Origin of the sequence: Mesorhizobium sp. B2-4-19 (assembly GCF_006441315.1) — a bacterium.
Classification (GTDB): domain Bacteria; phylum Pseudomonadota; class Alphaproteobacteria; order Rhizobiales; family Rhizobiaceae; genus Mesorhizobium.
In genome coordinates, this window is sequence record NZ_VFUV01000002.1 from 415,449 (window position 1) to 438,116 (window position 22,668).

Here is a 22,668-nt window from a genome sequence, read left to right on the forward strand (position 1 = left end):
GCGACGCAACATATGGCTGAATTTCCGACGCAATCGTGGCGCTACAGCTGATCATCGACGCCCAGCTGGCTAACAAGACTCCATCATTTTAGACATGCCTAAAAAAACATCACCGCCATGAACTTTTTATGCAAGTAAATTCAATTGCTTAAAGAATCGCCAGCGCTAAAGGCAGACTGCATCGAACTTCGTCTCGACGAAGGCGGAATCTTGAGCATTCCGCACACGCATGGTGACGTCCGCAACCCGTAATTGATTAACCAGAAGTAAATCAGGCTTGACTCATAAATGTTGCTATGCAGCTATTGCATCGCAGCATGAAAGTGCTGACGGCACTCGACAGGCCGTTTCCAGTCCTCATTGGAGAGTAAAATGGAACAGAATGTTGAAAAGCATGAGTACGAAACGCCAAGCCTGACAGTACATGGTTCGATCGAAACCATTACCCAGGGCGGTGGCGGCAACACGGCAATCGACGCGTCGTTTCCGGCGCACACCCCGATTGGCGATCTGACGTTCTCCTGAGACTAGCTTGGTTCTGGAGGAGTGACGTTGGGCCTCCGGGACTGAAGACCGCAAATGGAGCCGGGGATGAAAATCCCCGACTTTCCGCTTTTTGAACTGACGACGCGTAGACCGTGTGTTGCTAACGAGGTTTTGGCATGAACTGGAACCCATCCGAGCACGATTGCGTAAGTGCCACCGGGGATGCGGTGGCCTGTGAATTCGGCGATGGCCTCGCGCTTCTCAACCTGAAATCCAATATCTATTACAGCCTCAACAGCGTCGGTGCGTTCATCTGGGAGCAGATCCAGGAGCCGAAGTCGATCGCCGATATCCGGAGCGCCGTGCTTGCGCGCTACAATGTCGACGCCGAGCGCTGCAAGGCTGACGTCGACGCCTTGCTTAAGGGCTTCGCCGAAAACGGACTTGCGAGGCTGCACAATGGGGCACTTGTCTAGGCAGGTTCCGCAGAAGGCCATGATCTCGCGGCAGAGACCTGCGGCGGACCAAAGACCGAGGCCTGCCAAACGCCGGCCCGGCCGGGGATTGGCCAGGGTCCTCTCCCTGAGCGGCTCGGAAGCGCTTTTCCTCTGCCACTGCCTGCTGGTGGTCGCGACCATCCGGCTGGGGCTGACCTTGTTTTCCTACAACCGTGTTCGCGGCATGGTGACCCGGCTCAACGCGCGCCAGTGCGCCAGCATGGGCGAGCTGCGGCTCGTCGCCTGGGGGGTTGCCGCGGCCGCACGGTTCGTGCCGCGCGCCACCTGCCTTACCCAGGCGCTTTCGGGCCAATACATTCTCGCGCGCCAGGGCAATGCCTCCAACATCCGCATCGGCATCGAACGCGGCACGGGCGAGCAGTTGAAGGCGCATGCCTGGCTGGTCAGCGACAACCATGTCGTGCTTGGCGGCTCCGTCGATGGTTTCGCGCATCTGGTCGACCACGGCAGCCGATGAGCGGCGTGGCCGGAATCCTGCTGCGACAGGGACACGCTGAAGCGGTCCGAGGACACGCGCTTGCGGTCCGAGGACACGCGCCTGCGGACGCGGCGACCGATATCCAGCGAATGCTGGCCCGCATGCGCCATCGCGGCCCCGACGGAAATTCATGGTGGCTGGACAGCGCCGTCGCCCTTGGCCACGCCTGGCTCAACACCACGGATGAAGCCGGCCCCGGCCCGCTGACGATGGCCGGCGGCAAGCTCGCCATCACCGCCGATTGCCGGCTGGACAATCGCGACGAGCTGATGGCGAGGCTTGGCATACGCGACAGGTCGGTTGCGGACGCCATGTTGCTGATGCGGGCCTATCTGCGCTGGGGTGAAGCCAGCCCCACGCACCTGCAGGGCGATTTCGCCTTTGCCATCTGGGATGCAGAGCGGGAGTTGCTGTTCTGCGCGCGCGACCATTTCGGGGTCAAGCCATTCTACTATCACGCCACGGACCGGCGCTTTGCCTTTGCCTCCGAGATCGGGCCTATGCTTGGGCTTGACGGGGTCGGCGCGCGCATCAGCGAGCACCGCATTTCGGGATTCCTGGCCGGGCTTCCCGACGACCCGCAATCCACCCCCTACAGCGATATCTTCAGCCTGCCGGCGCGTCACAGCCTGACTGTCACCGCCCAGCAAGTGGTGCTACGCCGATACTGGCAGATCGAGCCATCGGCACGACCGCCGCGGTCGGATGCGGCGGAGGAATTCGCGCATCTGTTTTCGCAATCGGTGCGCAATCGCATGCGCGGAAGCCGGTCGGTCGGCGCGATGCTGAGCGGCGGCCTCGATTCCTCCTCGATCGCCTGTGTCGCCGGCCTGCAGAACGCCGCCGAGCGGAAACCCAGCCTGCCGACCTTTTCGCTGGTTTTCGAGAAGGGCTCGTCGATGGACGAACGGGTTTTCATCGATGCGGTGCTCGATCAGCAGAAGACCGATCCGACACTGATCCCGGTCGGCAATTATGCGCCCTTCGCCGAGTTCGAACGGGTGCTGGAGGAACAGGAGGGCACCTTCCTGGCGCCGGGCCTGACGCTGACCCGCGGCATCTACCGGACGGCGGGCGCAAGAGGCATCAAGGTGCTGCTCGACGGCCATGGCGGCGACGAGGTCGTCTCACAGGGACATGGCCATCTGCACGAGCTTGCCAATGGCGGAAGGTGGCTGGACCTTTGGCGCGAGGTTCGCAGCGCCTCCAACACCTATGGCGACAGCACGCTCGGCCTTTATTTCCAGTTCCTGACCCTTTACGGCCCGGCCTGGCGCATAGCCAAGGCCAGACAGCTGGCGAACCGTGCCCTGAACAGGATACGCAAGCCCACGCAAATGCAGCGCGGCCGCAGCTGGCGCGACCTGATCAATCCGGACCTAGCCAGGCGGACCGAACTCATCGACCGCTTCCATCGGGCCGGCTACATGCCGCCCGGCGTCCAGGCCAGCGACGCGCTGAGCCATCGCTGGATCTTGTCCAACGGCTATGTGCCGCACTCTTTCGAAGTGCTCGACAAGGCGGCGGCCAATTTCGGCGTCGAGCCGCGCTATCCGTTCTGGGACAAGCCGCTGGTCGAATTCTGCCTGGCGCTGCCGGGCGAGGAGAAACTCAGCCACGGCTTTGGCCGCTACGTGTTGCGACGGGCGATGGAGGGCATCCTGCCGGCAGCGGTGCAGTGGCGGCGCGACAAGATCGATTTCACCGCCAATCTCGTCAACGGCATGGTGCGCAACCACCGCGACCTCCTGGAACAGCTGCTGGTTTCGGATGCCGGCCGTATCGCGCCCTATGTCAACCTGCCGCAGGTGAGCGCCGCCTATGCGCGGCTGCTGCGCCAGCCCGATCAGGCAGCGCCGCTGGATGTCCAGTATGTCTGGCGTTCGGCCTCGCTGTCGTTGTGGCTGCGGCAAGTCCAGCACGGCGGGAGCTCCGCATGATGCCTCGCAGCGAGCCGCTCGCCACATATGTCGGCGATCCTCCGCCCCATGGCGGGACCACGAGGGAGCGGCGCTACTATCGGGCTTACGGCCTGACCGTGGCGTCCGACCTGGCGCTGCCCGAACTGGAGCCGGCGGAGCCGGCGGCGGCGGATATACTGATCGCCATCGGCACGATCGACATGCCGAAGCCTTCGTCCGAGGCCGCGACGATCTTCCGCTTCGAGCCGGACCGGCAATATCTGGCTTGGCATGCCGTCGGCGCCTTCCTGATCAGCGATGCCAGCCGCATCGACATCGAGCCGGCGCCCGGCGTCGGTGACGCCCTGCTTGCCTTTCCACTGCTTGGGCCGGTGATGGCGCTGCTGCTGCACCAGCGCAGCCTGCTCGTCCTGCATGCCAGCGCCATCGCGGTGGCCGGCAGGGGAGCCATCTTCATGGGCGACAAGGGTGCCGGCAAATCGACCACGGCAAGCGCCCTGATCCGGGCCGGTCATCATCTGCTTACCGACGATGTCGTGGCGCTCGATCTCGCCAGGCCGGACGCACCGATGATCGTTCCGGGCTTTCCCCAGATCAAGCTTGCCGCCGACGCCGCGGCCGCGATCTCGCTTGGCCAGGCGGAGGTGCGGCCGCAAGTGCATCCGGCGATCGAGAAGATGCAGCATCGCCTGCATGGCGCCTTCTCCGGCGGCATGGTGCCGGCGACCAGGATCTATGTCCTCGAGCGCGGCGCGAAGGCCGCGATCACGCCCTTGCCCGGCATTGCCGCCCTGCCGGCGATCATCAAGTTCTCCTATGTGACGCGGTTCGGCCGCGCGGCGCTCCCCGGCGATTTCGCGGCGCTGCATCTTCGCCAATGTTCAGCGATCGCTAACCATGCCGGCGTGTTCCGGCTGGAAGTTCCGACCGGCCTCGACAGGATTGGCGAGGCCGTGGCGCTGATCGAAGGCGACCTGGCGGCCGGGGATCTGGCGGCCCCGGACCACACGACCAGAGATCTGGCGGCCGACCGTCGGCAGCGGTGAGCGCAATCATGTCGAAATCCTCGATCCTTCGCCTGTCGCTGTTTCGCGATGTTGCAGCGTTCGGCGCCGTCATCGCCCAGATCGGCGGGCGGCGGACCTGGACGGCACTGCTGTTCCTGATCCTCGGCAGCTTGACGGAAGGCATTTCGATCCTGCTGCTTGTGCCGCTGCTGCACCTGGTCGGGCGCGCCGACCAGGATTTCGCGGTCCGCTTGCCGAACAATGATTTCGTGCGCTGGCTGGTGCCCGAGGGAACGCTGCAACTGACGACGGTGCTGTGCGCGCTGGTCGGGCTCGTTGCCGTGCAGGCAGCGTTCAACCGCTTCAAGTCGGTCTACATGGCCAGGCTTCTCTTCGATTTCATCAACCGTTTGCGCATGAACCTGTTCGAGAGCATCGGCAAGGCGCGCTGGGGCGTGTTCTCGCGCATGCGCAGCTCCGATCTCGACCATGCGCTGACCGGCGACATCGATCGCGTCCAGGGCGCCGCCTTCTCGCTTTTGATGCTGGTGCAGATAGCGGTGCTTTTGGTGGGCTATCTCGTGATCTCGATGTTCATCTCGCCAGTGATGACGGCGTTTGCGATCGTCATCGGCATCGTGATGTTCATAGCGCTGCAGCCGTTTCGCGCGCGCGCCACCGCTTTCGGGCGTGTCCTGACCAGCAATCGCCAGGATCAGTACCGCACGGTCTCGGAGTTCCTCGGTGGCATCAAGGTGGCCAAGAGCCTGAATGTCGAGGCCAGCTATTTCGCGCAGTTGCAGTCGACGCTGGAAAAGATGAAGGCCGACAATATCGACTATGTGCGCAACAGCTCGATCGGCACCGCGGTGTTCCAGGTGGCGAGCGTCGTGGGTCTCAGCCTGTTCATCTATGTGGCGCTGGTCCGCTTCAACCTGTCGCTGGCCGAGATTGTCGTGCTGCTTCTCATCTTCATGCGCATCGCGCCGCGCTTCATGGATATGCAGACCCAGGCCCAGCAAGTGCTGATCAACCTGCCTGCCTATACGGCCATGCGCAGCCTGCAGGCCCGTTTCGACGCCGAGCGCGAACCCGGCCATGCCGAATCCGGGGATGCCGGCAAGCTGTCGCTCGATACCGGGCTGAACATTCGCGGCGTCTCCTTCGGCTACGACGACGGCTCCGGCAAGGCAGTGGTGAGCGACATCACCTTCGGTCTCCCTGCCGGAAAAATCACCGCCCTGATCGGCCCCTCGGGATCGGGCAAGAGCACGATCGCCGACATGCTGCTCGGCCTGCTCGAGCCGACCGCCGGCAAGATCCTGGTCGACGGCGTCGAGATCGATGCCGGCAATCGCCGGCGCTGGCGAGATCAGGTGGCCTATGTGCCGCAGGACGTGTTCCTGCTGCATGACACGATCGCGGCGAACCTGCGCCTTGCCGCGCCGCGGGCCAGCGACGACGATCTGTGGATCGCGCTGCGCGCCGCGCATGCCGGTGACTTCGTCGAACGGCTCGACCGGCAGCTCAAGACGGTGGTCGGCGACCGCGGCGTACGGCTCTCCGGCGGCGAGCGCCAACGCATTGCGCTGGCGCGTGCGCTGCTGCGCAAGCCGTCGCTGCTCATCCTCGATGAGGCGACCAGCGCGCTCGACTGGCAGAACCAGTCGCTGATCGCCCGGTCGATCGACGGCTTGCGCGGCGCGATGACCATCCTGACCATCGCGCACCGGCCATCGATGATCGCCTTCGCCGACTGGGTGGTGGCGATGGAAGACGGCCGTATCGTGGAAGTCGGCCAGTATCAGCGGCTGAAGGCGAAGCCGGCGAGCCGGCTGTCGAGGATGCTGTCGGGGGAACAATCGGAAACCGAACCCGCCGATGTGGCCTGAGGCCGCGGATACCCTTTGCAGGAGCTAATGCAGGCTGCGCCGGGCGTTGCCCAGCTTCTCGCCTTCGGTCACGTCGGGCGCACTCAGCTTTCTCTCAGCTTCGCGCAGCCTGTCGGCTTGCGTCGGCGCACTCCTGGCGATCATGGCATAGACGAGGACGAAATAGCCGGCCTGGATGATCACGGCACAGATGATGACGCGCATCAGCGTCGTGCCCAGCGATGCGCCGCCAAGCCATGACCAGGCGACGACGATTGCAATAGCGAAAATCATCCCAACGATGAATTTTGGAAGCGACATACCCAACAGCCCATAAACCGGCCCGGGTTATATCAAACGATAGCCCCACCCGAGCGCCGTCCCTTGTCATGCGGGCTTGTAAAGGTGCCCGCTATCGGCCGGTTGCTTCCGGCCTTTCAACCTGTCGCCACCCTGACAGGTATAATTTGCAATTCTATTAAGGCGAGCAGAAGGCGGCAAGGGCAACCGCACATTTTTTTGATTGAGCTTGCGCGATCGACTCTGGCATGCTGCAACGCACACCACCGCAGTTCACTCAACCTGCAGCCGCCGACCCTTTTCAGTACAATTCCCAATATTATGTAGTATTTTATGTTAATAGTCGGGAACTTCGCGCCTTTCTAAAGCTCTAATATGTACCATTCAGGGCCTGCGAGAACGCCTTGCCCCAGATTCGCCGCGAAAAGGTCCGCATTTTTTTACGCTTGCCCATTTATTGTCACAAATGCGCTAAACATCCTGAAAAATGTGCATCGCTAGCTTATTATTTAGTCAATTCATGACGTGACTATTTCAGTGGGCCGGGAAATTGTGTGTTGCGCTGCAACATTTTTTTGGTATCGTGTGGTGAACCATTCGTTCAACGCATGGAGTTTCCGCATGAGGGATATTGCCAAGTCGGCCACGGCGGGCTTTTCGCAGGCTGACACCGATTTTCCGCCGCCGATCGGCGGCCTCATCAAGCGCAGCTTCGATATTGTCGGGTCACTGGTTGGTCTGATCGCTCTCAGCCCGCTGTTCATCATGGTAGCGCTGCTGGTCAAATTTTCCGACGGTGGATCGATTTTCTACGGCCATCGGCGAATCGGGCGCGGCGGACGGATTTTTCCGTGCCTGAAATTCCGTACCATGGTTCCGGACGGTGACAAGGTGCTGGCCGCCTATCTCGCCACCAATCCGGACGCCAATGCAGAATGGATAGCGACCCGCAAGCTGAAGAACGATCCGCGCGTCACCCGTGTCGGCGCGGTGTTGCGGAAGCTCAGCCTCGACGAATTGCCGCAGATCATCAACATCCTGCAGGGCGATATGAGCCTTGTCGGGCCTCGCCCGGTGGTGCGCGACGAGCTGGAAATCTACGGCAGCGCCGCCGTCTACTATCTGAAGTCGCGGCCCGGCCTGACCGGCCTGTGGCAGGTCAGCGGCCGCAACGACGTCTCCTACGACAGCCGCGTCGCCTTCGACCGCCACTATGTCGAGAACTGGTCGCTGTTCGGCGACGTGCGCATCATCATCAAGACCGTGCCGGCCGTCTGGATGTCACGCGGCTCCTACTGACCGGACGCCGCACCAGGCATCCGGCGGCAAGCTCATCGGGCGATGGGGCTAAAACGGATCGGAACGTTCAGTTGAAAAAAGACATGTTCGAAGCCTTTGGCAGCGGCCGCTTTTCCGGCCGCTCTCGGCTTATGGCCACCTGCCTTGCGATGTCGCTCGCTTTTCTTCCCCAGGTCGCCATGTCAGGCGAATACCAGCTCGGCTCGCAGGACAAGCTCAACATCCGCATCGCCGAATGGCAGACCGTCGAAGGCACGTTCCGCGACTGGTCGGCGGTGAACGGCGAATACACGGTCGGCCCGGCCGGCACGCTATCGGTGCCTTTCGTCGGCGAGTTGCCGGCGGCCGGCAAGACCACGGCGGAAGTCGCGGCGGCAATCGGCGAGGCACTGCAGCACAAGCTCGCTCTGTCGGACAAGCCCGAGGCCTCGGTCGAGATGGCGCAATTCCGGCCCTTCTATATTTCGGGCGAAGTGCAGAATCCCGGCCAGTTTCCTTTTGTGCCCGAACTGACGGTGCTGAAAGCGATCAGCGTCGCCGGCGGCATCAGGCGCAGCGCCGATTACGGTCCCCAGCTCGGCAAGGACCTGGTCACCGCCAAGGGCAATTTCGATATCTCCGACGACCAGCGCGTCCGGCTGCTCGTCAGGCGCGCCCGCATCGATGCCGATCTGGCCGGCAAGGCAAGTTTCGAAGCGCCGAAAGAGGTCGAGGGCGATCCGCGGCTGCCGACCATCGTCGCCGACGAAATGACGATCCTGACGGCAGACCAGAAGGCGCTGAAGCTGAAGCTCGAGGCGCTCGGCGATCTCAAGAGTGTCCTTCAGGCCGAAATCGAATCGCTGCAGAAGAAGATCGTCAACCAGCAGAAGCAGGTTGACCTGGCGCAGCAGCAGCTCACCAGCATCGGTCCGCTGGCGCAGAAGGGCCTGGTCGCCAATGCGCGGCTGCTGGATTCGCAGCAGTCCGTCACCGACCTGCAGGGGAAGATCCTCGACTACGAGACGGCCATCCTCACCGCCAAGCAGGCGATCAGCAAGGCGACGCAGGACGCCATCGATGCCCAGAACACGTTGAGCTCGAGCCTCGCCGCCGCCCGGCAGCAGACCGAAGCCGACCTGAACGAGGCCGCGCTGAAGGTGAATATGCAGAAAGGCCTGATAGCCCAGGCCAGCGATCCCGCGACGACGGCCGCCATCACCAACGACCAGCAGCCTACCCTGCTTTATTCGCTGGTGCGCAACGTCGACGGCAAGACCAGTGAAATCGCGGCGAAGGAAGAAACACCGGTGCTGCCCGGCGACGTCATCAAGGTCAAGCTGGCACCGCTGGCCAGCCAATAGGTCGGGGACTTCGGCGCGATCCAGCCGTTCCGATCCATCGCACAAGGAATTCCAACCTCCACCAGGCCCGCCTGGTGGAGGTTTTGCCATGAGCGATCCAGGCCGCGAAATGATAGAGCGTTTCACCGTTTCACGGAAGCGGCGAGCCGTTCGATCTCTTTGTTCTAACGCAATTCCCAAGGGAAACCGCTACGCGCTTTTCCTGGAATTGCTCCAGAGCGCGCCGCCTCGAAGGACGGGAATGTCTCGTTGCCGCAAGGCGCTATGCGCCTTTGGGCAACGTGGATGGGCTCATGATGGATCGGCGGCGGCTGGACGGCCGACATGCCGGGGCCAGGCCGGCTCGCCCCTTGCCGCGTCCGCCGGCTCGAAGGCCGGCGACCAGCGCGTGCGGGTGACCGGCAGCCGTGCCAGCTTGAAGTAGCTGAAATACATCAGGAAGGAGCCCATGATGTAGGGGTTGAGGACCTCGACCTCGACGAAGGAGCGGATGAGCAGCAACACCATCACGCCGAACAGCACCACCGATTCGGCCTGCCATGCCTTGAAAATCACCGTCGAGACATGGCCGTAGAGCGTGCGCAGCATGATCAGCGAGATCATCACCGCTCCGGTGAAGCCGAGTTCGACAAGCGCCTCGACATAGGTGTTGTGGAAATGGAAGCCGGTGCGGGTGGTGATGTAGAATTCGTTCCACAGCCGCTCGGCCTCGGCAAAGCCCTGCACCCAATAGGCGGCATAGCCGACGCCGACGATCGGCGAGCGCTGCGCGGCGTTCCAGCCCTGCTCCCACAGATAGGTCCGCCCGGTGAGCGTCGAATCCTTGCCGAAGAGGCCAAGCACGAAGTCCATGAGCCCGAGATTGAGGGCTACAACGGCCACCACCACGATCAGGCCGGCGCCGACCAGGAAGATCACCCGGCGATAGCGGCGCGACAACAGCTTGGTCATGGCAAGAAGCGCGATCAGCGCCAGAACCGCCGGTATCGAGGCCATCGACGTGGCGGAATGCGAAATGACCAGCAGGTAGGCCGACAACAGCACGACAGGCACGGTCAGCATGAAACTCAGCCGGCCACGCCGCAGGAAAGCGAGGAACACCACGGAGAAATAGATGCCGAGCGAGCCGACGAAGCCGATCTGGTTCTTGGAGGCAAAAGCGCCGACGAAATTGTAGGTGCCGTCAAGGACGTCCTCGGAATAGGCCCCGACCTTGAGCGAATAGAGCATGACGAAGAAAATCCCGACCAAGGCGCCGAGCGTCAGGGTGCGCACGCTGACGGTGCGCGCCGCGACATAGGCACAGGCGATATGGGACAGGTACTGGACCGCCGTTCTGGCGGTGACGCCGGGCGCCTGCGACCAGAAGATGGAGAAGCAGATATAGGCCGCAAACAGCAGGGGCAGCCAGGCGCTGGAGAGCTGGCGCAGGAAGCGCCGGTAGTCGACCAGGATGAGCGGAAGCCAGACGGCGTAGTAGGCCAGGATCAGCACCTGGCCGAAAATGACGGAATAGGAGAACGCCCAGATCGAAACGGCAACGGCAAAAGCGCCGTAGACAGAGTTCCTCTCGGGATCGACCAGCAGGGACTTTGGAATTTTCATCTCAGAGTCCCGTCGGCGCGGCCCAAGACCAGCAAATCCGGCAGGCCGCGGGCCAGCCGGCATATCCGCAAACAGGGGCGTGCAATAAACGGCATCTCCATTGTGCAGTGCAATATAACCTATCGCACCGCATGCTCAATGGCAATCCGGTCACCTTGTCTTACATCAGAGCCGTTCACCGTTTCACGGAAACCGCGAACCGCTCTAACTCTTTGTTTTGACGCAATTCCGGACGGAAAACCGTTCACACTTTTCCTGGAATTACCTCTAGCGAACGGGAGAGAGCAGCCGGCGGCCCGCCCCGCGCGACAGCCGCCTGGATCAGCAACGAGAACGCTACCACAGTGCTCCGCCGGTGATCTGGATGTTTTCCATGGTTATGCCCTTGGCCAGATCCGAGCACAGGAACACCGCCAGTGCGGCGATCTCCTGCGGCTGCAGCATGCGCTGCTGCGGGTTGCCCTTGGCGATCTCAGCCATCGCCTGCTGCGCGGTGCGCCCCTTGCCCTCGCGCTCGACGACCTGCGCCACGTTGCGGCGCATCAGTTCGGTCTCGACCCAGGTCGGGCTGATCATGACGCAGGTGACGCCATGCGCCGCCCCCTCCAGCGCCACGCAACGGGTCAAGCCAAGCAGGCCGGCCTTGGACGCGCAGTAGGCGGGGTTGTCCTTCCAGCCGACGGAGGCCGCAGTCGAGCCGATGTTGACGATACGGCCCCAGCCGCGCTCGATCATGCCGGGAAGCACGGCACGGGTGGCGCGGAAGGCGCCGGTCAGGTTGGTGTCGACGATCTTGTCCCACAGCGTGTCGGAATGTCCGCAGACCGGTTGCTCGGCGGTGGTGCCGGCCGCGTTGACCAGGATATCGGCAGGACCGATGGTGGCCTCGGCTTGCGTCACGAAACGGTCGGTGACCTCGCTGTCACGGACATCGAGGTGAGCAGCATGCACCCTGGTGCCATGGGCCGACAGGGCCGAGCGTACGCGCTCGATTTCGTCGGCGCCCGGATAACAGGCTGCGTCGGATCTGTCGGCCCCCGCAGGCGCGATGTAGGAGCCGACGGCGACATCGGCGCCGGCTTCAGCCAAGGCAGTGGCAATGGCGAAGCCCATCCCGGAAAAGCCGCCGGTGACGATTGCACCGCGTCCTGCAAGGTTTGTCATCGCGCGCTTCTCCAATGGTTGCGGCAGGCAATCAGGTTCCTGAGTATTTGTCGACGCGGTTCACTTTTCCCTAAAGCGACTTGCCCAGCCATTCGCGATAGAAGCCTTCGAGATCGGGCTGGAAATCGTGCACGATGGGATAGCCAGGCGCGGCCGCTTCCACCTCGTGCATGGTGCCGCACTGAGGGCAGATGAATTCGCGGATCTCCATCCATTGCGGATCGGGGATATCGCTGTTGGGATAGATCTCGCGCAGCGTCTCCTCGGTGTTGCGCACGATGATCGAAGCCTTGAGCTTCCAGTTCTCGCGATAGTCGCCGAAGGAGTGACCGCATTCGCAGCGGGTCACGCGCTCGTCGCCGCTCTGGCAGATGAAGAGGTGATCCGAGACCGGCAGCAGGATCGGGTCCTTCCAGCCGACACGGTCCTGCAGCACCGCGACGTATTTGAAGAAGCGGTCGTCATCCTTGTAGGCGCTCATGACGCGGCGCGTCTGCGGCCAAGGCAGCGTGCCCGCGACCAGATCGGCGATGACATCCTTGCTGTACGAGGTCATGGCTTTGCTCCTGGCATGAAGATCGATTTGGCGTCGACGTTCCAGAAATCGCTGAATTCCCTGGTGAAGCGCGACGACAGCTTGATCGCGCTGGCATACATTTTCTTCACCTCGGGGGCGAAGTCGGCCTTCTCGACACGGCCGCGTTCAGCGGCGATCCACTCGGAGACCGGCCGTGCCTTGGCCAGCCGCTTGGCGCGCATTTCGGCGCGGTGGCGCTTGGTGGCCTCGATGTTGGCGACGGGATAACCGTCCTCATCCTCATCCAGCATGATGCCGAAGATACCCTCGGCCGCTTCCTTGGTCAGATAGCCATTCTCGACATCCGCTGCCGTCTTGAGCGGATCGCGCTCCAGCACATCGCCATAGCCGCCGCCGCCATTGTAGGAATGGGTGAAGACGTCGCCGGTCTTGTGCGGGGCGGTGATGTAGGGACCTTCCATCGTCACATGCTCGCCCTGCAGCCGCAGTTCGAGTTCCGAGCGATGTGGGTTGGTGCCGGTGTGATGCGCCAGCGGCGCCCGTTTTTCGGCGAGTTCGAAGATGTTGGAATTGCGCACGGCGCGGTGCTTCTGGCAGGTCGGTGCCGGATAGCCGCCGCACATGCCGCCATTGTCGAACACGCGGGAGGAATGTTCAGATGTAACCAGCCTGAGATGGTCGGTCTTGCTGACCAGCCAGGTCGAGATGAAGGAGCAGCCGCCGCGATATTTGCCGGCGCCGCCGGAATTGGGAACGATCGAGCGGCCGATATAGACCATCGGCATGTTCTGTTCCCATATCTCGATATTGCCCATGTCGGATTCGGGATTCCAGCCGACATAGGCGGTGTCGAGACCATCCTTGATCGCCAGCGCGCCGGAGCCGGCGGCGGCGCACTCGAAATGCGCCATGCCGAACAGCTTGCCGTACTGGCTGGTGCCGCCCATCTCGATCATCGGGCTGTTGACCTGGCCGACGAAGGCTTCCTCGACAAAGCCGCGGCCGATGAAGGCGCGCGACAACAGCCGCTGGAACACGCCGTAGGCCGGCAGCAGCAGGGCCCATGAGGTCGCGGTCGCCACCATCTCATTGTCCGGATTGGTCCATGTGCCGTGCGGCAGTTTCAGCTCGGTTGCCATCCAGGCGCCGTCATTGACCAGGCCTTCGAAATTCATGTGCTGGGTGAGCGTCACGAACATGCCGCCATCCATGCCGGCCGGCGTGCAGTTCATCGAATGGTAGCCCCAGGGCTGCGTGCCCTCGAAGTCCATGATGATCTTGCCGTCGGTGGTGATCTCCATCTCGATGGGCATGTTGTAGAGCCAGTCGGGATCGCCGAGCGGCTGATAACCCGGTTTGCCCGCGGTGACATGGCCGTAGAAAGTGTGGCCGCGATAGATGCCGGGCACGGTGAGCTGGCGCGTGCGGGCGAGCTGGGCGCGCCGGCCCTCCTCGATGAATTCCTTCGACACCTGCATCCAATAGTCCAGGCCGATCTCGTCGATCAGCGCCTTGACGCTTTCGCGCATGTCGATGCAGGAGGCGACCTTGGCCTTCTCGTCGAGCACCCAATAGATCGGCATGCGCAAATTGCGCTCGCAGCGGATGACATAGTCTCGACGGATCTCGTCGTTCTCGCCGACCTTTTCGGCGCAGACGAACAGGCCCTCTGTGAAGCGCTCCTGGGCCAGCGCCACGTCCCCGCCGGGGGTAATGCCGCCGGCCTCGAGTTCATGGCAGACCGCGCCCGCCCAGCCGACAAGCTTGCCGGAATGGAAGATCGGTACAACGTCCATGACATCGGGCACCTGCACGGTTCCGATGAAGGCATCGTTGTTGGCGAAGATGTCGCCGTCGCGGATGCAAGGGTTTTCCTCGTAGCCGTTGCGGATCATCCATTTGATGAAGCGGCTCATCGTGTGCACATGCACCATGATGCCGTTGGAGAGCGCGATCGCATCGCCTTCCGGCGTGTAGATGGCGACGACCATTTCGCCGACTTCGCGCACGCCCGGCGAAGCCGAGATGCGGCGGGCCATTTCGCGAGCCGAGACGCAATAAGCGCGCAGCTTGGTGTGCAGCGTCTCGAATTTCAGGGGATCCTGATTGCGCAGCTGCAATTCGGTGATGCCGTCATAGCAGCCGGTCTCTTCCATGAGCCGTTCGGATTCGATCAGCCGTTCGCGGATGCGGAGCGCGGAGGCGGGTTTGTCCAGCATGGCGTTCGCCCTTCTCAAGCGTGGGTGTAGTGCAGCAGCGTCCATTCATCGACATGGACACGGTCCTGCGGATGAACGACGAGCGTGGTGGCGGGATGTTCGATGATGGCCGGGCCGATGACCTCGTGACCGGGCTGCAGAAAGTCCATCTCGTAGAGATTGGCCTTGTGCCAGCGACCGCCAATATAAGCCTCGCGCACGCCCTTATGGGCGAATGACGGATCCGACTTGCCAAGCGGACGCTTCAGCAGCACCGGCTTGACCTTGTCGGCGGTAGCGATGAGGCCAAGCTCGGTGATGGAGAAGCCGGCTTCGCCATAGCGCGAAACGCGATGGTTGACCTTGGCGTAAACCGCCTCGAACTCGTCGATGACCCTGCGCATGTCATCGGCCGATTGAAGGGCCGGCAGCGGCGCCATCACCTCGACGTCCTCCAGCTGGCCGGTGTAGCGCATCATCAGGAACGGCACGGTCTTGATCTTTTCGCGCGCATGGCCGTCCACGATCATCTCATCGACCGCCGCCTTGGTGAGATCGTCCCAGACGGCGGTGACCTTCTTGCCGAAGGCGAGCAGCTCGTCGTCGCTGGCCCGCGCACCGATGTCATGCTGCGTCGACACGGAGTGGCGGCGCATGAAATCGGCGGTGGTGCAGCCGAAGGCCGAGAAGGCGGCGGCGAACTGGAAGGTGATGATGTCCTTGAAGCCGATGCCCCTGGAGCAGCCGGCGAGATGCAGTGGACCCGAACCGCCATAGGAGAGCAACGTGAATTCCGAGGGGTGGATGCCCTGGCCGGAAATAACGCGGCGCAGCGCGTTGTTGGCGTCGGCCTCCAGCATGTCGATCATGCCTTCGGCGGCTTCCTCGACGCCAACGCCAAGCAGGCGCGAGCATTTTTCTTCGAAGGCTATCCTCGCCTTCTCGACCTGCAGCACAACCTTGCCGCCGAGGAAATAATGCGGGTTGAGTCGGCCGAGGATGGCGTCGCAATCGGCGATGGTCGGTTCGGTTCCGCCCCTGGCGAAGCAGATCGGGCCCGGATCGGAACCGGCACTTTCCGGCCCGAGCGAGACTTTCTTGGTCAGCGGGTCGACCTTGAGGATCATGCCGGCGCCGGCGCCGATCGTGTCGAGATGCAGCGTCGGCACGTTGAGCTTGAAGCGGTCCATCAATGGCTCGTTTTCGATCCGCGTCTGGCCACGGGTGATGACGCCCATGTCGAAGGAGGTGCCGCCCATATCCGAACAGATCAGCGAGTCGTTGCCGATCAGCTTGCCGACATAGGCCGCGCCCAGAATGCCGCCGATCGGACCGGAGATCATCGTCTCATGCAGACGCGGATGGTTGATCGAGGTCAGTCCGCCGAAGGAGAGCAGCGTCTGAACGCCATATTTGAAGCCGTATTTCCTGGAGACGTCCTCGATGCCCTTGAGCTGCTTGCGGCCGCGCGAGGTGGCATAGGCCTCGATCAGCACCGAGTTCAGCCGCGACTGCTCGCGGATGACCGGGCGCACCTCGTGGCTGGTGTAGACCAGGATGTCGGCGCCGGCCTTGGCGATCTCCTCGCGGCAGATCTCGGCAATGCGCTTCTCGTGCACGGGATTGACGTGCGAGAAGATGGTCATGATGCAGATCGCCTCGACCTTGTCGGCGATCAGCTTCCTGGCGGCGGCCGCGACCTCATGCTCGTAGAGCGGCAGGATGATGTCGCCGAACTGGTCGATGCGCTCGGTGACGCCATGGGTGCGGCGGCGCGGCACCAACGGGTCGGGATGCTGGTGCGTCACCGCGTGCAGCCGGTCGGCGTAGGAATAGTCCGCCCAGGCCTGCAGGCCGCGGCCCATCAGGATCATGTCCTCCAGGCCCTTGGTGGTGATGAGGCCGAGGCGGCGGCCGGTGCGCGACAACAGCGTGTTGAGCATGCCGGTGCCGGAATAGAGCACGACGTTGACGCCGGAGAACAGCTGCTCCAGCGAGATGCCCCAGGCATCGGCCGCGTCCTCGGCCGAGGCGAGGAAACCCTCGGCCTCGTTCCTAGGCGTGGTCGCCGACTTGCCGATCTTGAAGTGGCCGTCCTGATCGACAAGGATCGTGTCGGTCATGGTGCCGCCGGCGTCGATGCCGATGACGATGGGGTTGGTGGTGATCTGGTCCACGGGTCGCCTTCCCTCTTCGAGAATGACCGCAGGCTAGATTCGATCGCGCGGATCGCGCCATATGCCTAAAGACACAATGACTGCGCGGCGCGGTTCACCGAGAAAAGGGCATGCGCATGGGCAATATCTGGGCACCGCTGGCCAGGGCGATCGCCGCCACCGGCACCGACCGGCATGTCGACTGCCTGATCGATCTGATCGGGGCGGACATTACGCACGACCTGGTGACGGTCACCCGCTACTCGGCAACCAGGACGCCCGAATTCGTCAAGCACCGGCGCTTCTCGGACGAGATGGTGCGGCGCTATCTCGACAATTACTACGTCTTTGACCCGTTCTATGCCTCCTGGCGACGCGAGCGCCGTCTCGGCATTCTGCCGCTCAAGGGGCTCGCCGACGAAGAAGCCAAGCGCGGCCAGTACATAGCCGGCTTCCTGGCGCAGTCGGAAATCTGCGACGAGGTCGGCATCATGCTGGCCGATGGCGGCGACTGGTGCCTCGGCATCTTCCTCGACCGCTCGACCCGTTCCTTCAAGGACAGCGAGATCGCCCTCTTGGACGAGCGGCTGCCGGTGTTCGAGGCGCTGCATGCGCTCGACATCAAGGCGCGCGGCAGCGACTTTTCGCGCAGCACGGCCCCGACCGGCCCCGGCGCTTCGCCGCAGCAGAAGCCGGCCATCCCGACAAGCCTGTGGCCGGAACTGTCGCTGCGCGAGCGGGAGCTGGTGCAGCTGATCCTCGCCGGCCACCCGACCGCCAACATCGCCGAGCGTCTCGGCATCACCGTCGGCACCGTCAAGAACCATCGCCGGCGCATCTACGAGAAACTCGACATCACCACCGAGCGGGAGCTGTTTTTGCAGTTCTTTCAGCACCGATAGCGCCCCTGCTGGCCTACCAATATCCCGTTCGGCGAGCCCGATCCCGCCTTGAATTTGGTTGCAGTTGACTTCACATTCGCCACCGATTGGGAGGAAGACCAGATGCCGAACTTCGCGGGACGTTTCGCTGGCCGGTCAGCCGTCATCACCGGCGGAGCCTCGGGCATCGGCCTGGCGGTCGCGCAACGGATCGTCGAGGAAGGCGGACGCGTCTGCGTCTGGGACCGTGATCCGGCCCAGATCGAACAGGCGAAAACTCTCATCCCTGGCCTGCATGGTGTCGCCATTGACGTCGCCGATGCCGCCGGCGTCGAAGGCGCCGCCGCAAGGACGATCGAAGCGCTTGGCGGCGTCGACATCCTGGTGACCAGCGCGGCCATCACCGGACCGAACATGACAACCTGGGCCTATTCGACCGAGGACTGGCAGAAGGTCATCGACATCAACATCAACGGCGTCTTCTACTGCAACAAGGCGCTGGTGCCGCACATGCTCGAACGCAATTATGGCCGCATCGTCAACATCGCCTCGATCGCCGGCAAGGAAGGCAACCCCAACGCTTCCGCCTACAGCACGTCCAAAGCCGCCGTGATCGGGCTGACCAAGTCGCTCGGCAAAGAACTGGCCAAGACCAAGGTGACGGTGAATTGCGTGACGCCGGCGGCCGTGCGCACAGCGATCTTCAAGCAGATGAAACAGGAGCACATCGACTTCATGCTGTCCAAGATTCCGATGGCGCGGTTTGGCGAGGTCGAGGAAGTGGCGGCGCTGATCTGCTGGATCGCCTCGGAAGAATGCTCGTTCACGACCGCCGGCGTCTTCGACGTTTCCGGCGGCCGCGCCACGTATTGATCCGGGCCGGAACATCCCCACATTGGCCGGTGCAACTACAATTCCGCGTGACGAGGGAACGATCGTAACTGGACAGGCTTATAGTCGCTGACGTCTATATGGGCGGCAGAACAGGGTTTGAGGGACAGCCATGACACGACGAGACAGTTTGGCGATGACCCATGGCCGCCGTGCCGGTCCCGCGCGATCGACGGAGGTCGCGGCCACCAGGCTGGAGATTGTATCGCTTGCCTGAAGCAGAGCCCGCAGCGCTGTCCGATGACGAGCTTCTGGACCGCTATCAGCGCGCGGCCTTCGGCTATTTCCTGGAGAATGTGAACCCCGACAACGGGCTGGTCGCCGATACATCGCGGCCGAATTCGCCGGCCAGCATCGCGGTCGTCGGTTTCGCCCTCTCCTGCTATCCAATTGGCGTCGAACGCGGCTGGATGACGCGCGCGGCGGCGGTGGAGTTCACGCTTGCGGCGCTGCGTTTCTTTTCGGCCAGCCCGCAAAACGGTGGTGATGGCGTCACCGGCCACAAGGGTTTCTACTACCACTTCCTCGACATGCGCACCGGGCTGCGCGTCTGGCGCTGCGAGCTGTCGATGGTGGACACCGCCTTGCTGGTGGCCGGCATATTGGTGGCCGGCGCCTATTTCTCCGGCGAGAATGAGAAGGAGGCCGAAATCCGGCGACTGGCCGAAGCGCTCTACCGGCGCGTCGACTGGCGCTGGGCGCAAGGCAGCAGCCCGACCTTGCGGCAAGGCTGGAAGCCGAAGAGCGGTTTTCTCCACTATGGCTGGGAAGGCTATAACGAGGCGACCATTCTCTATGTGCTGTCGATGGCCTCGCCGGACAGCCCGACTTCCGACGACAGTTACGAAGCCTGGACGGCGACCTACCAGTGGGAAAACATCTACGGCCATGACGTGCTCTATGGCGGTCCGCTGTTCATGCACCAATTCTCGCATGCCTGGATCGATTTCGCCGGCATCCGCGACGCTTTCATGCGCGAGAAGAACTCGGACTATTTCGAAAACAGCCGCCGCTCGACCTATCTCCACCGCGACTATGCCCGCCACAACCCCTATGGCTTCGACGGCTATGGCGAGAACCTTTGGGGCCTTTCGGCCGGAGACGGGCCGGGCGGCTTCCGCGCCAGTGTCGAGCGACGGAGGCATCGGTTTTCGGGTTATGCCGCGCGCGGCGCACCGTTCGGGCCGGATGACGGGACGATCGCGCCATGGTCCTATCCAGCGTCGCTGCCTTTCGCGCCTGACATCTGCCTGGCAGCCATGCGTCATCTCGGCGAGCGTTATCCGCAAGTGATCAACAATTTCCGCCTGCCGAGCGGCTTCAATCCGACCTTGGCCAACCGGCGAAAATTCGGCGGCAACGGCTGGGTGTCGGAAGGCCATTACGGGCTGGACCAGGGCATTGTGGTGATGATGATCGAGAACCACCGCTCGCGCCTGATCTGGGAGCTGATGCGCTCCAATCGGCACATCCGCCGCGGCCTGGACAAAGCGGGTTTCACCGGCGGCTGGCTGGCACAGCCGGCAGGCTCGGCATCGGGAGCCTACGATGGCGCGTGAACAGACAAAGGCGGCCACCTTCCCGGTCGACCGCAACGACGTCGAACTGGTCCGAGGCGCACATCCGCCGCACTGGAAGAACCCTACGCCCGACGGCCACTACAATCTCGTCGTCATCGGTGCCGGACCAGCCGGGCTGACCGCGGCGCGTGACGCCGCAAGCCTTGGCGCGAAAGTTGCGCTGATCGAACGCGGGCTGATCGGCGGCGCCTGCGTCAATGTCGGCGGCATCCCCTCGAAGTCGATCATCCGCACGGCCAGGCTTTATGCCGACATGCGCGATGCCGAGAATTTCGGCGGCGACACGCCGGCGCGTCTTCCGGTCGACTTCGAACGGGCCATGATGCGGATGCGGCAGATCCGGCAACGGCTGAGCCGCGCCGATTCGGCCGCTGCCATCACAGCCGATGGCATCGACCTCTATTTCGGCGAAGCGCGCTTTGGCGGACCCGACACGGTGTTGGTCGCCGGCAAGACGCTGCATTTCAAGAAGGCCCTGGTCGCGACCGGCGCGCATCCCAGCGGGCCGGCGATCCCCGGACTTGCCGAGGCCGGCTATCTCGACAATGAGAGCATGTTCAACCTCACGCAACGTCCCGAGCGGCTCCTGGTCATCGGCGGCGGGCCGCTTGGCTGCGAGACGGCGCAGGCCTTCTGCCTGCTCGGCGTGAAGGTCATCCTGGCGCAGAGCGATCCGATGTTCCTGTCCGGCGAGGAGCGCGACGCCGCGCAGATTCTCTCGGACGCGCTGGCGCGCGAGGGGGTGGAGGTACGCCTGAACACCGAGGTGGTGGCGGTGCGCGGGGAAGGCGGCAAGAAGCTCGCCGACCTTTTGCGGGACGGCGACACGACAACGATCTCCGTCGACGAGATCATCACCGGCGTCGGCCGTTCGCCCAATGTCAGAGGTCTTGGCCTGGAAGAGGCCGGGGTGGTGTATGACGCCAGCGGCATCAAGGTGGACGATCACCTGAGGACCACCAATCCGCACATCTACGCGGCGGGCGATGTGTGCCTGGAATACAAGTTCACCCATACCGCCGAGGCTACGGCACGCATTGTCGTGCGCAATGCCCTGTTTCGCGGGCGCGAAAGGCTCAGTGACCTCGTCGTTCCCTGGTGCACCTATACCGATCCGGAGATCGCCCATGTCGGGCTCTATCCCATCGAGGCGCGGCAGAACGGCATTCCGGTCAAGACCTATACAGTGCTGATGCATGACGTCGCCCGCGCCGTGATGGACGGCGAGGAGGAAGGGTTCGTCAAGATCCATGTCCGGGAGGGATCCGACCGCATCCTGGGGGCGACGGTCGTCGCGGCCCATGCCGGCGAGATGATCAATGCGGTGACGCTTGCCATAAGGTCGGGCATGGGATTGCACGCCCTGGCCGACGTCATCCATCCCTTCCCGACGCAGGCACAAGGCATCAAGATGGCGGGCGACGCCTACAGGCGAACCCGGTTCACCTCCTTGCGCAGGCGTCTGGCGGCGCGCTGGCTGGCCTGGTCGAGGCGATGAGCCTGGCCGCGCGCCGAGGATTCGGGGGCGCGGCAGTACTCAAAATATACGGTGCTTGACGAAAGCCTTGTTCAGCTAAACAAGGTTGCGCTGATGTGCTCGAATTCGTGGCCGAGCACTACCCGGATTTCCTGTCAATGTTCTGCGGCTACACGAGGGGCGTGCAGCGCTCGGATGCGGCCCGCTACATGCTGCTGCATCATTTTGGCGGGTCTATGCCGACATCGACTGCGAGTGCGTCGCGGCCTTCGATCCGGTCATGGGCGAGACCCGTGTCGTGCTGTGCAAGGAGCCGGCGTCGCATGCGGCCGTCCAGTTCCGGCCGGAACGTCAGCCGTGGAGTTCCCGGGAAATCGGCGGGCCGACCGAAAATCCGGAGAATGTGACCTCGAAACCCTCGCGCTGCGGCGAACAGCACATCATGCCGACATCGACCGTCTTCGAGATCGGAAAATAGGCGAGCCGCACCGGCTTCCAGTGACCGTCCGAAGCGTCGAGATACTGGACCCGGATCGCCTCGCCGTGGCGGGTCAGGCGGATGCTGACGCCGTTCGGACCGGCATGAACGGCGACCAGCGACCAGTCCGATGTGTCGTTGGTGACGACGACGGAGAAATAGGCAAGGCCGTCGGTGTATTCGATGCCGGCCTTGATCCAATGCGTTTGGCTGAGCCGGACCATCAGTCCGGCCTGGTCATAGAGCGCCTTGTAGTCGCCCTTGACGGTGACTTCGGCGGTGAAATCGCCCTCTACCGGCCGGTGCAGGAAATGCCCGTTGTCGCGCCAGAAACCGTAGAAGGTCTCGCGCCAGAAATCGGTCTCCTTGCCGGTGCGCACGCGCACCGCATCGCCGTCGATGGCGTGATGCGGCGGCGGGTTGAGCCAGGTCAGGTCCTGCAATGTCATCGCCTCACGCCGGTTCCGTAGTGAAGG

At 63.2% G+C, this 22,668-nt stretch carries 19 protein-coding genes; 12 read left to right on the top strand and 7 right to left on the bottom strand.

Annotated features, from left to right (window positions below; genetic code table 11):
* The first annotated feature begins 372 nt into the window (after positions 1-372).
* The 6 genes from FJ546_RS05195 to FJ546_RS05220 all read left to right on the top strand — a co-directional run bounded on the left by FJ546_RS05195 (position 373) and on the right by FJ546_RS05220 (position 6,303).
* Positions 373-525 (top strand): lasso peptide, encoded by a 153-nt coding sequence (locus FJ546_RS05195; RefSeq protein WP_013891488.1) that lies wholly within the window; start codon positions 373-375, stop codon positions 523-525.
* A 137-nt stretch (positions 526-662) separates the two neighbouring features.
* A complete protein-coding gene (locus FJ546_RS05200; RefSeq protein WP_140888372.1) occupies positions 663-962 on the top strand; it encodes a PqqD family protein in 300 nt (99 codons plus the stop codon).
* A gap of 88 nt (positions 963-1,050) precedes the next feature.
* A complete protein-coding gene (locus tag FJ546_RS05205; protein ID WP_246686747.1) occupies positions 1,051-1,461 on the top strand; it encodes a lasso peptide biosynthesis B2 protein in 411 nt (136 codons plus the stop codon).
* On the top strand, positions 1,458-3,422 hold the full coding sequence (locus FJ546_RS05210; protein WP_181167819.1) for a lasso peptide isopeptide bond-forming cyclase: 1,965 nt from the start codon (positions 1,458-1,460) through the stop codon (positions 3,420-3,422). The genes FJ546_RS05205 and FJ546_RS05210 overlap by 4 nt, the downstream gene beginning before the upstream one ends.
* Complete coding sequence (locus FJ546_RS05215) at positions 3,419-4,450, top strand: serine kinase (protein WP_140888374.1); 1,032 nt, start codon at positions 3,419-3,421, stop codon at positions 4,448-4,450. The genes FJ546_RS05210 and FJ546_RS05215 overlap by 4 nt, the downstream gene beginning before the upstream one ends.
* A gap of 8 nt (positions 4,451-4,458) precedes the next feature.
* Positions 4,459-6,303 carry an ABC transporter ATP-binding protein gene (locus FJ546_RS05220; protein ID WP_140888375.1) on the top strand — a complete coding sequence of 615 codons (1,845 nt, stop codon included), beginning with the start codon at positions 4,459-4,461 and terminating at the stop codon, positions 6,301-6,303.
* A 24-nt stretch (positions 6,304-6,327) separates the two neighbouring features.
* On the opposite strand, the gene FJ546_RS05225 is transcribed toward FJ546_RS05220, so the two are convergent.
* Positions 6,328-6,603, bottom strand: a complete 276-nt coding sequence (locus FJ546_RS05225; RefSeq protein WP_140888376.1) for an exopolysaccharide production repressor exox — start codon at positions 6,601-6,603, stop codon at positions 6,328-6,330.
* Positions 6,604-7,203: 600 nt separating this feature from the next.
* Between FJ546_RS05225 and FJ546_RS05230 the strand changes: the two genes are divergently transcribed.
* Both FJ546_RS05230 and FJ546_RS05235 read left to right on the top strand, forming a co-directional pair.
* Positions 7,204-7,881 (top strand): sugar transferase, encoded by a 678-nt coding sequence (locus FJ546_RS05230; protein ID WP_140888377.1) that lies wholly within the window; start codon positions 7,204-7,206, stop codon positions 7,879-7,881.
* Positions 7,882-7,964: 83 nt separating this feature from the next.
* Positions 7,965-9,224, top strand: a complete 1,260-nt coding sequence (locus FJ546_RS05235; RefSeq protein ID WP_181167820.1) for a polysaccharide biosynthesis/export family protein — start codon at positions 7,965-7,967, stop codon at positions 9,222-9,224.
* Between the two features lie 291 nt (positions 9,225-9,515).
* On the opposite strand, the gene FJ546_RS05240 is transcribed toward FJ546_RS05235, so the two are convergent.
* The 5 genes from FJ546_RS05240 to FJ546_RS05260 form a co-directional block, all read right to left on the bottom strand.
* Entirely contained in the window at positions 9,516-10,829 is a 1,314-nt protein-coding gene (locus tag FJ546_RS05240; RefSeq protein WP_140888379.1) for an O-antigen ligase, read from the bottom strand.
* Between the two features lie 336 nt (positions 10,830-11,165).
* Positions 11,166-11,993 (bottom strand): SDR family NAD(P)-dependent oxidoreductase, encoded by an 828-nt coding sequence (locus FJ546_RS05245; protein WP_140888380.1) that lies wholly within the window; start codon positions 11,991-11,993, stop codon positions 11,166-11,168.
* Positions 11,994-12,063: 70 nt separating this feature from the next.
* A complete protein-coding gene (locus FJ546_RS05250; protein ID WP_140888381.1) occupies positions 12,064-12,549 on the bottom strand; it encodes an acetone carboxylase subunit gamma in 486 nt (161 codons plus the stop codon).
* Entirely contained in the window at positions 12,546-14,750 is a 2,205-nt protein-coding gene (locus FJ546_RS05255) for a hydantoinase B/oxoprolinase family protein (protein ID WP_140888382.1), read from the bottom strand. The genes FJ546_RS05250 and FJ546_RS05255 overlap by 4 nt, the downstream gene beginning before the upstream one ends.
* A 14-nt stretch (positions 14,751-14,764) precedes the next feature.
* The gene (locus tag FJ546_RS05260) at positions 14,765-16,906 is read right to left on the bottom strand and encodes a hydantoinase/oxoprolinase family protein (RefSeq protein ID WP_140888383.1); all 2,142 of its coding nucleotides are present in this window, start codon (positions 16,904-16,906) and stop codon (positions 14,765-14,767) included.
* A gap of 110 nt (positions 16,907-17,016) precedes the next feature.
* Between FJ546_RS05260 and FJ546_RS05265 the strand changes: the two genes are divergently transcribed.
* The 4 genes from FJ546_RS05265 (at position 17,017) to FJ546_RS05280 (ending at position 21,735) form a co-directional block, all read left to right on the top strand.
* Positions 17,017-17,787 carry a LuxR C-terminal-related transcriptional regulator gene (locus tag FJ546_RS05265; RefSeq protein ID WP_140888384.1) on the top strand — a complete coding sequence of 257 codons (771 nt, stop codon included), beginning with the start codon at positions 17,017-17,019 and terminating at the stop codon, positions 17,785-17,787.
* A gap of 102 nt (positions 17,788-17,889) precedes the next feature.
* Positions 17,890-18,639: an SDR family NAD(P)-dependent oxidoreductase gene (locus FJ546_RS05270; protein WP_140888385.1), complete on the top strand. Its 750-nt coding sequence runs from the start codon at positions 17,890-17,892 to the stop codon at positions 18,637-18,639.
* 227 nt (positions 18,640-18,866) lie between these two features.
* A complete protein-coding gene (locus FJ546_RS05275; RefSeq protein WP_140888386.1) occupies positions 18,867-20,216 on the top strand; it encodes a glucoamylase family protein in 1,350 nt (449 codons plus the stop codon).
* On the top strand, positions 20,206-21,735 hold the full coding sequence (locus FJ546_RS05280) for a mercuric reductase (RefSeq protein ID WP_140888387.1): 1,530 nt from the start codon (positions 20,206-20,208) through the stop codon (positions 21,733-21,735). The genes FJ546_RS05275 and FJ546_RS05280 overlap by 11 nt, the downstream gene beginning before the upstream one ends.
* Before the next feature lie 330 nt (positions 21,736-22,065).
* On the opposite strand, the gene FJ546_RS05290 is transcribed toward FJ546_RS05280, so the two are convergent.
* Positions 22,066-22,641: a DUF1349 domain-containing protein gene (locus FJ546_RS05290; RefSeq protein ID WP_140888388.1), complete on the bottom strand. Its 576-nt coding sequence runs from the start codon at positions 22,639-22,641 to the stop codon at positions 22,066-22,068.
* Between the last annotated feature and the right edge of the window lie 27 nt (positions 22,642-22,668).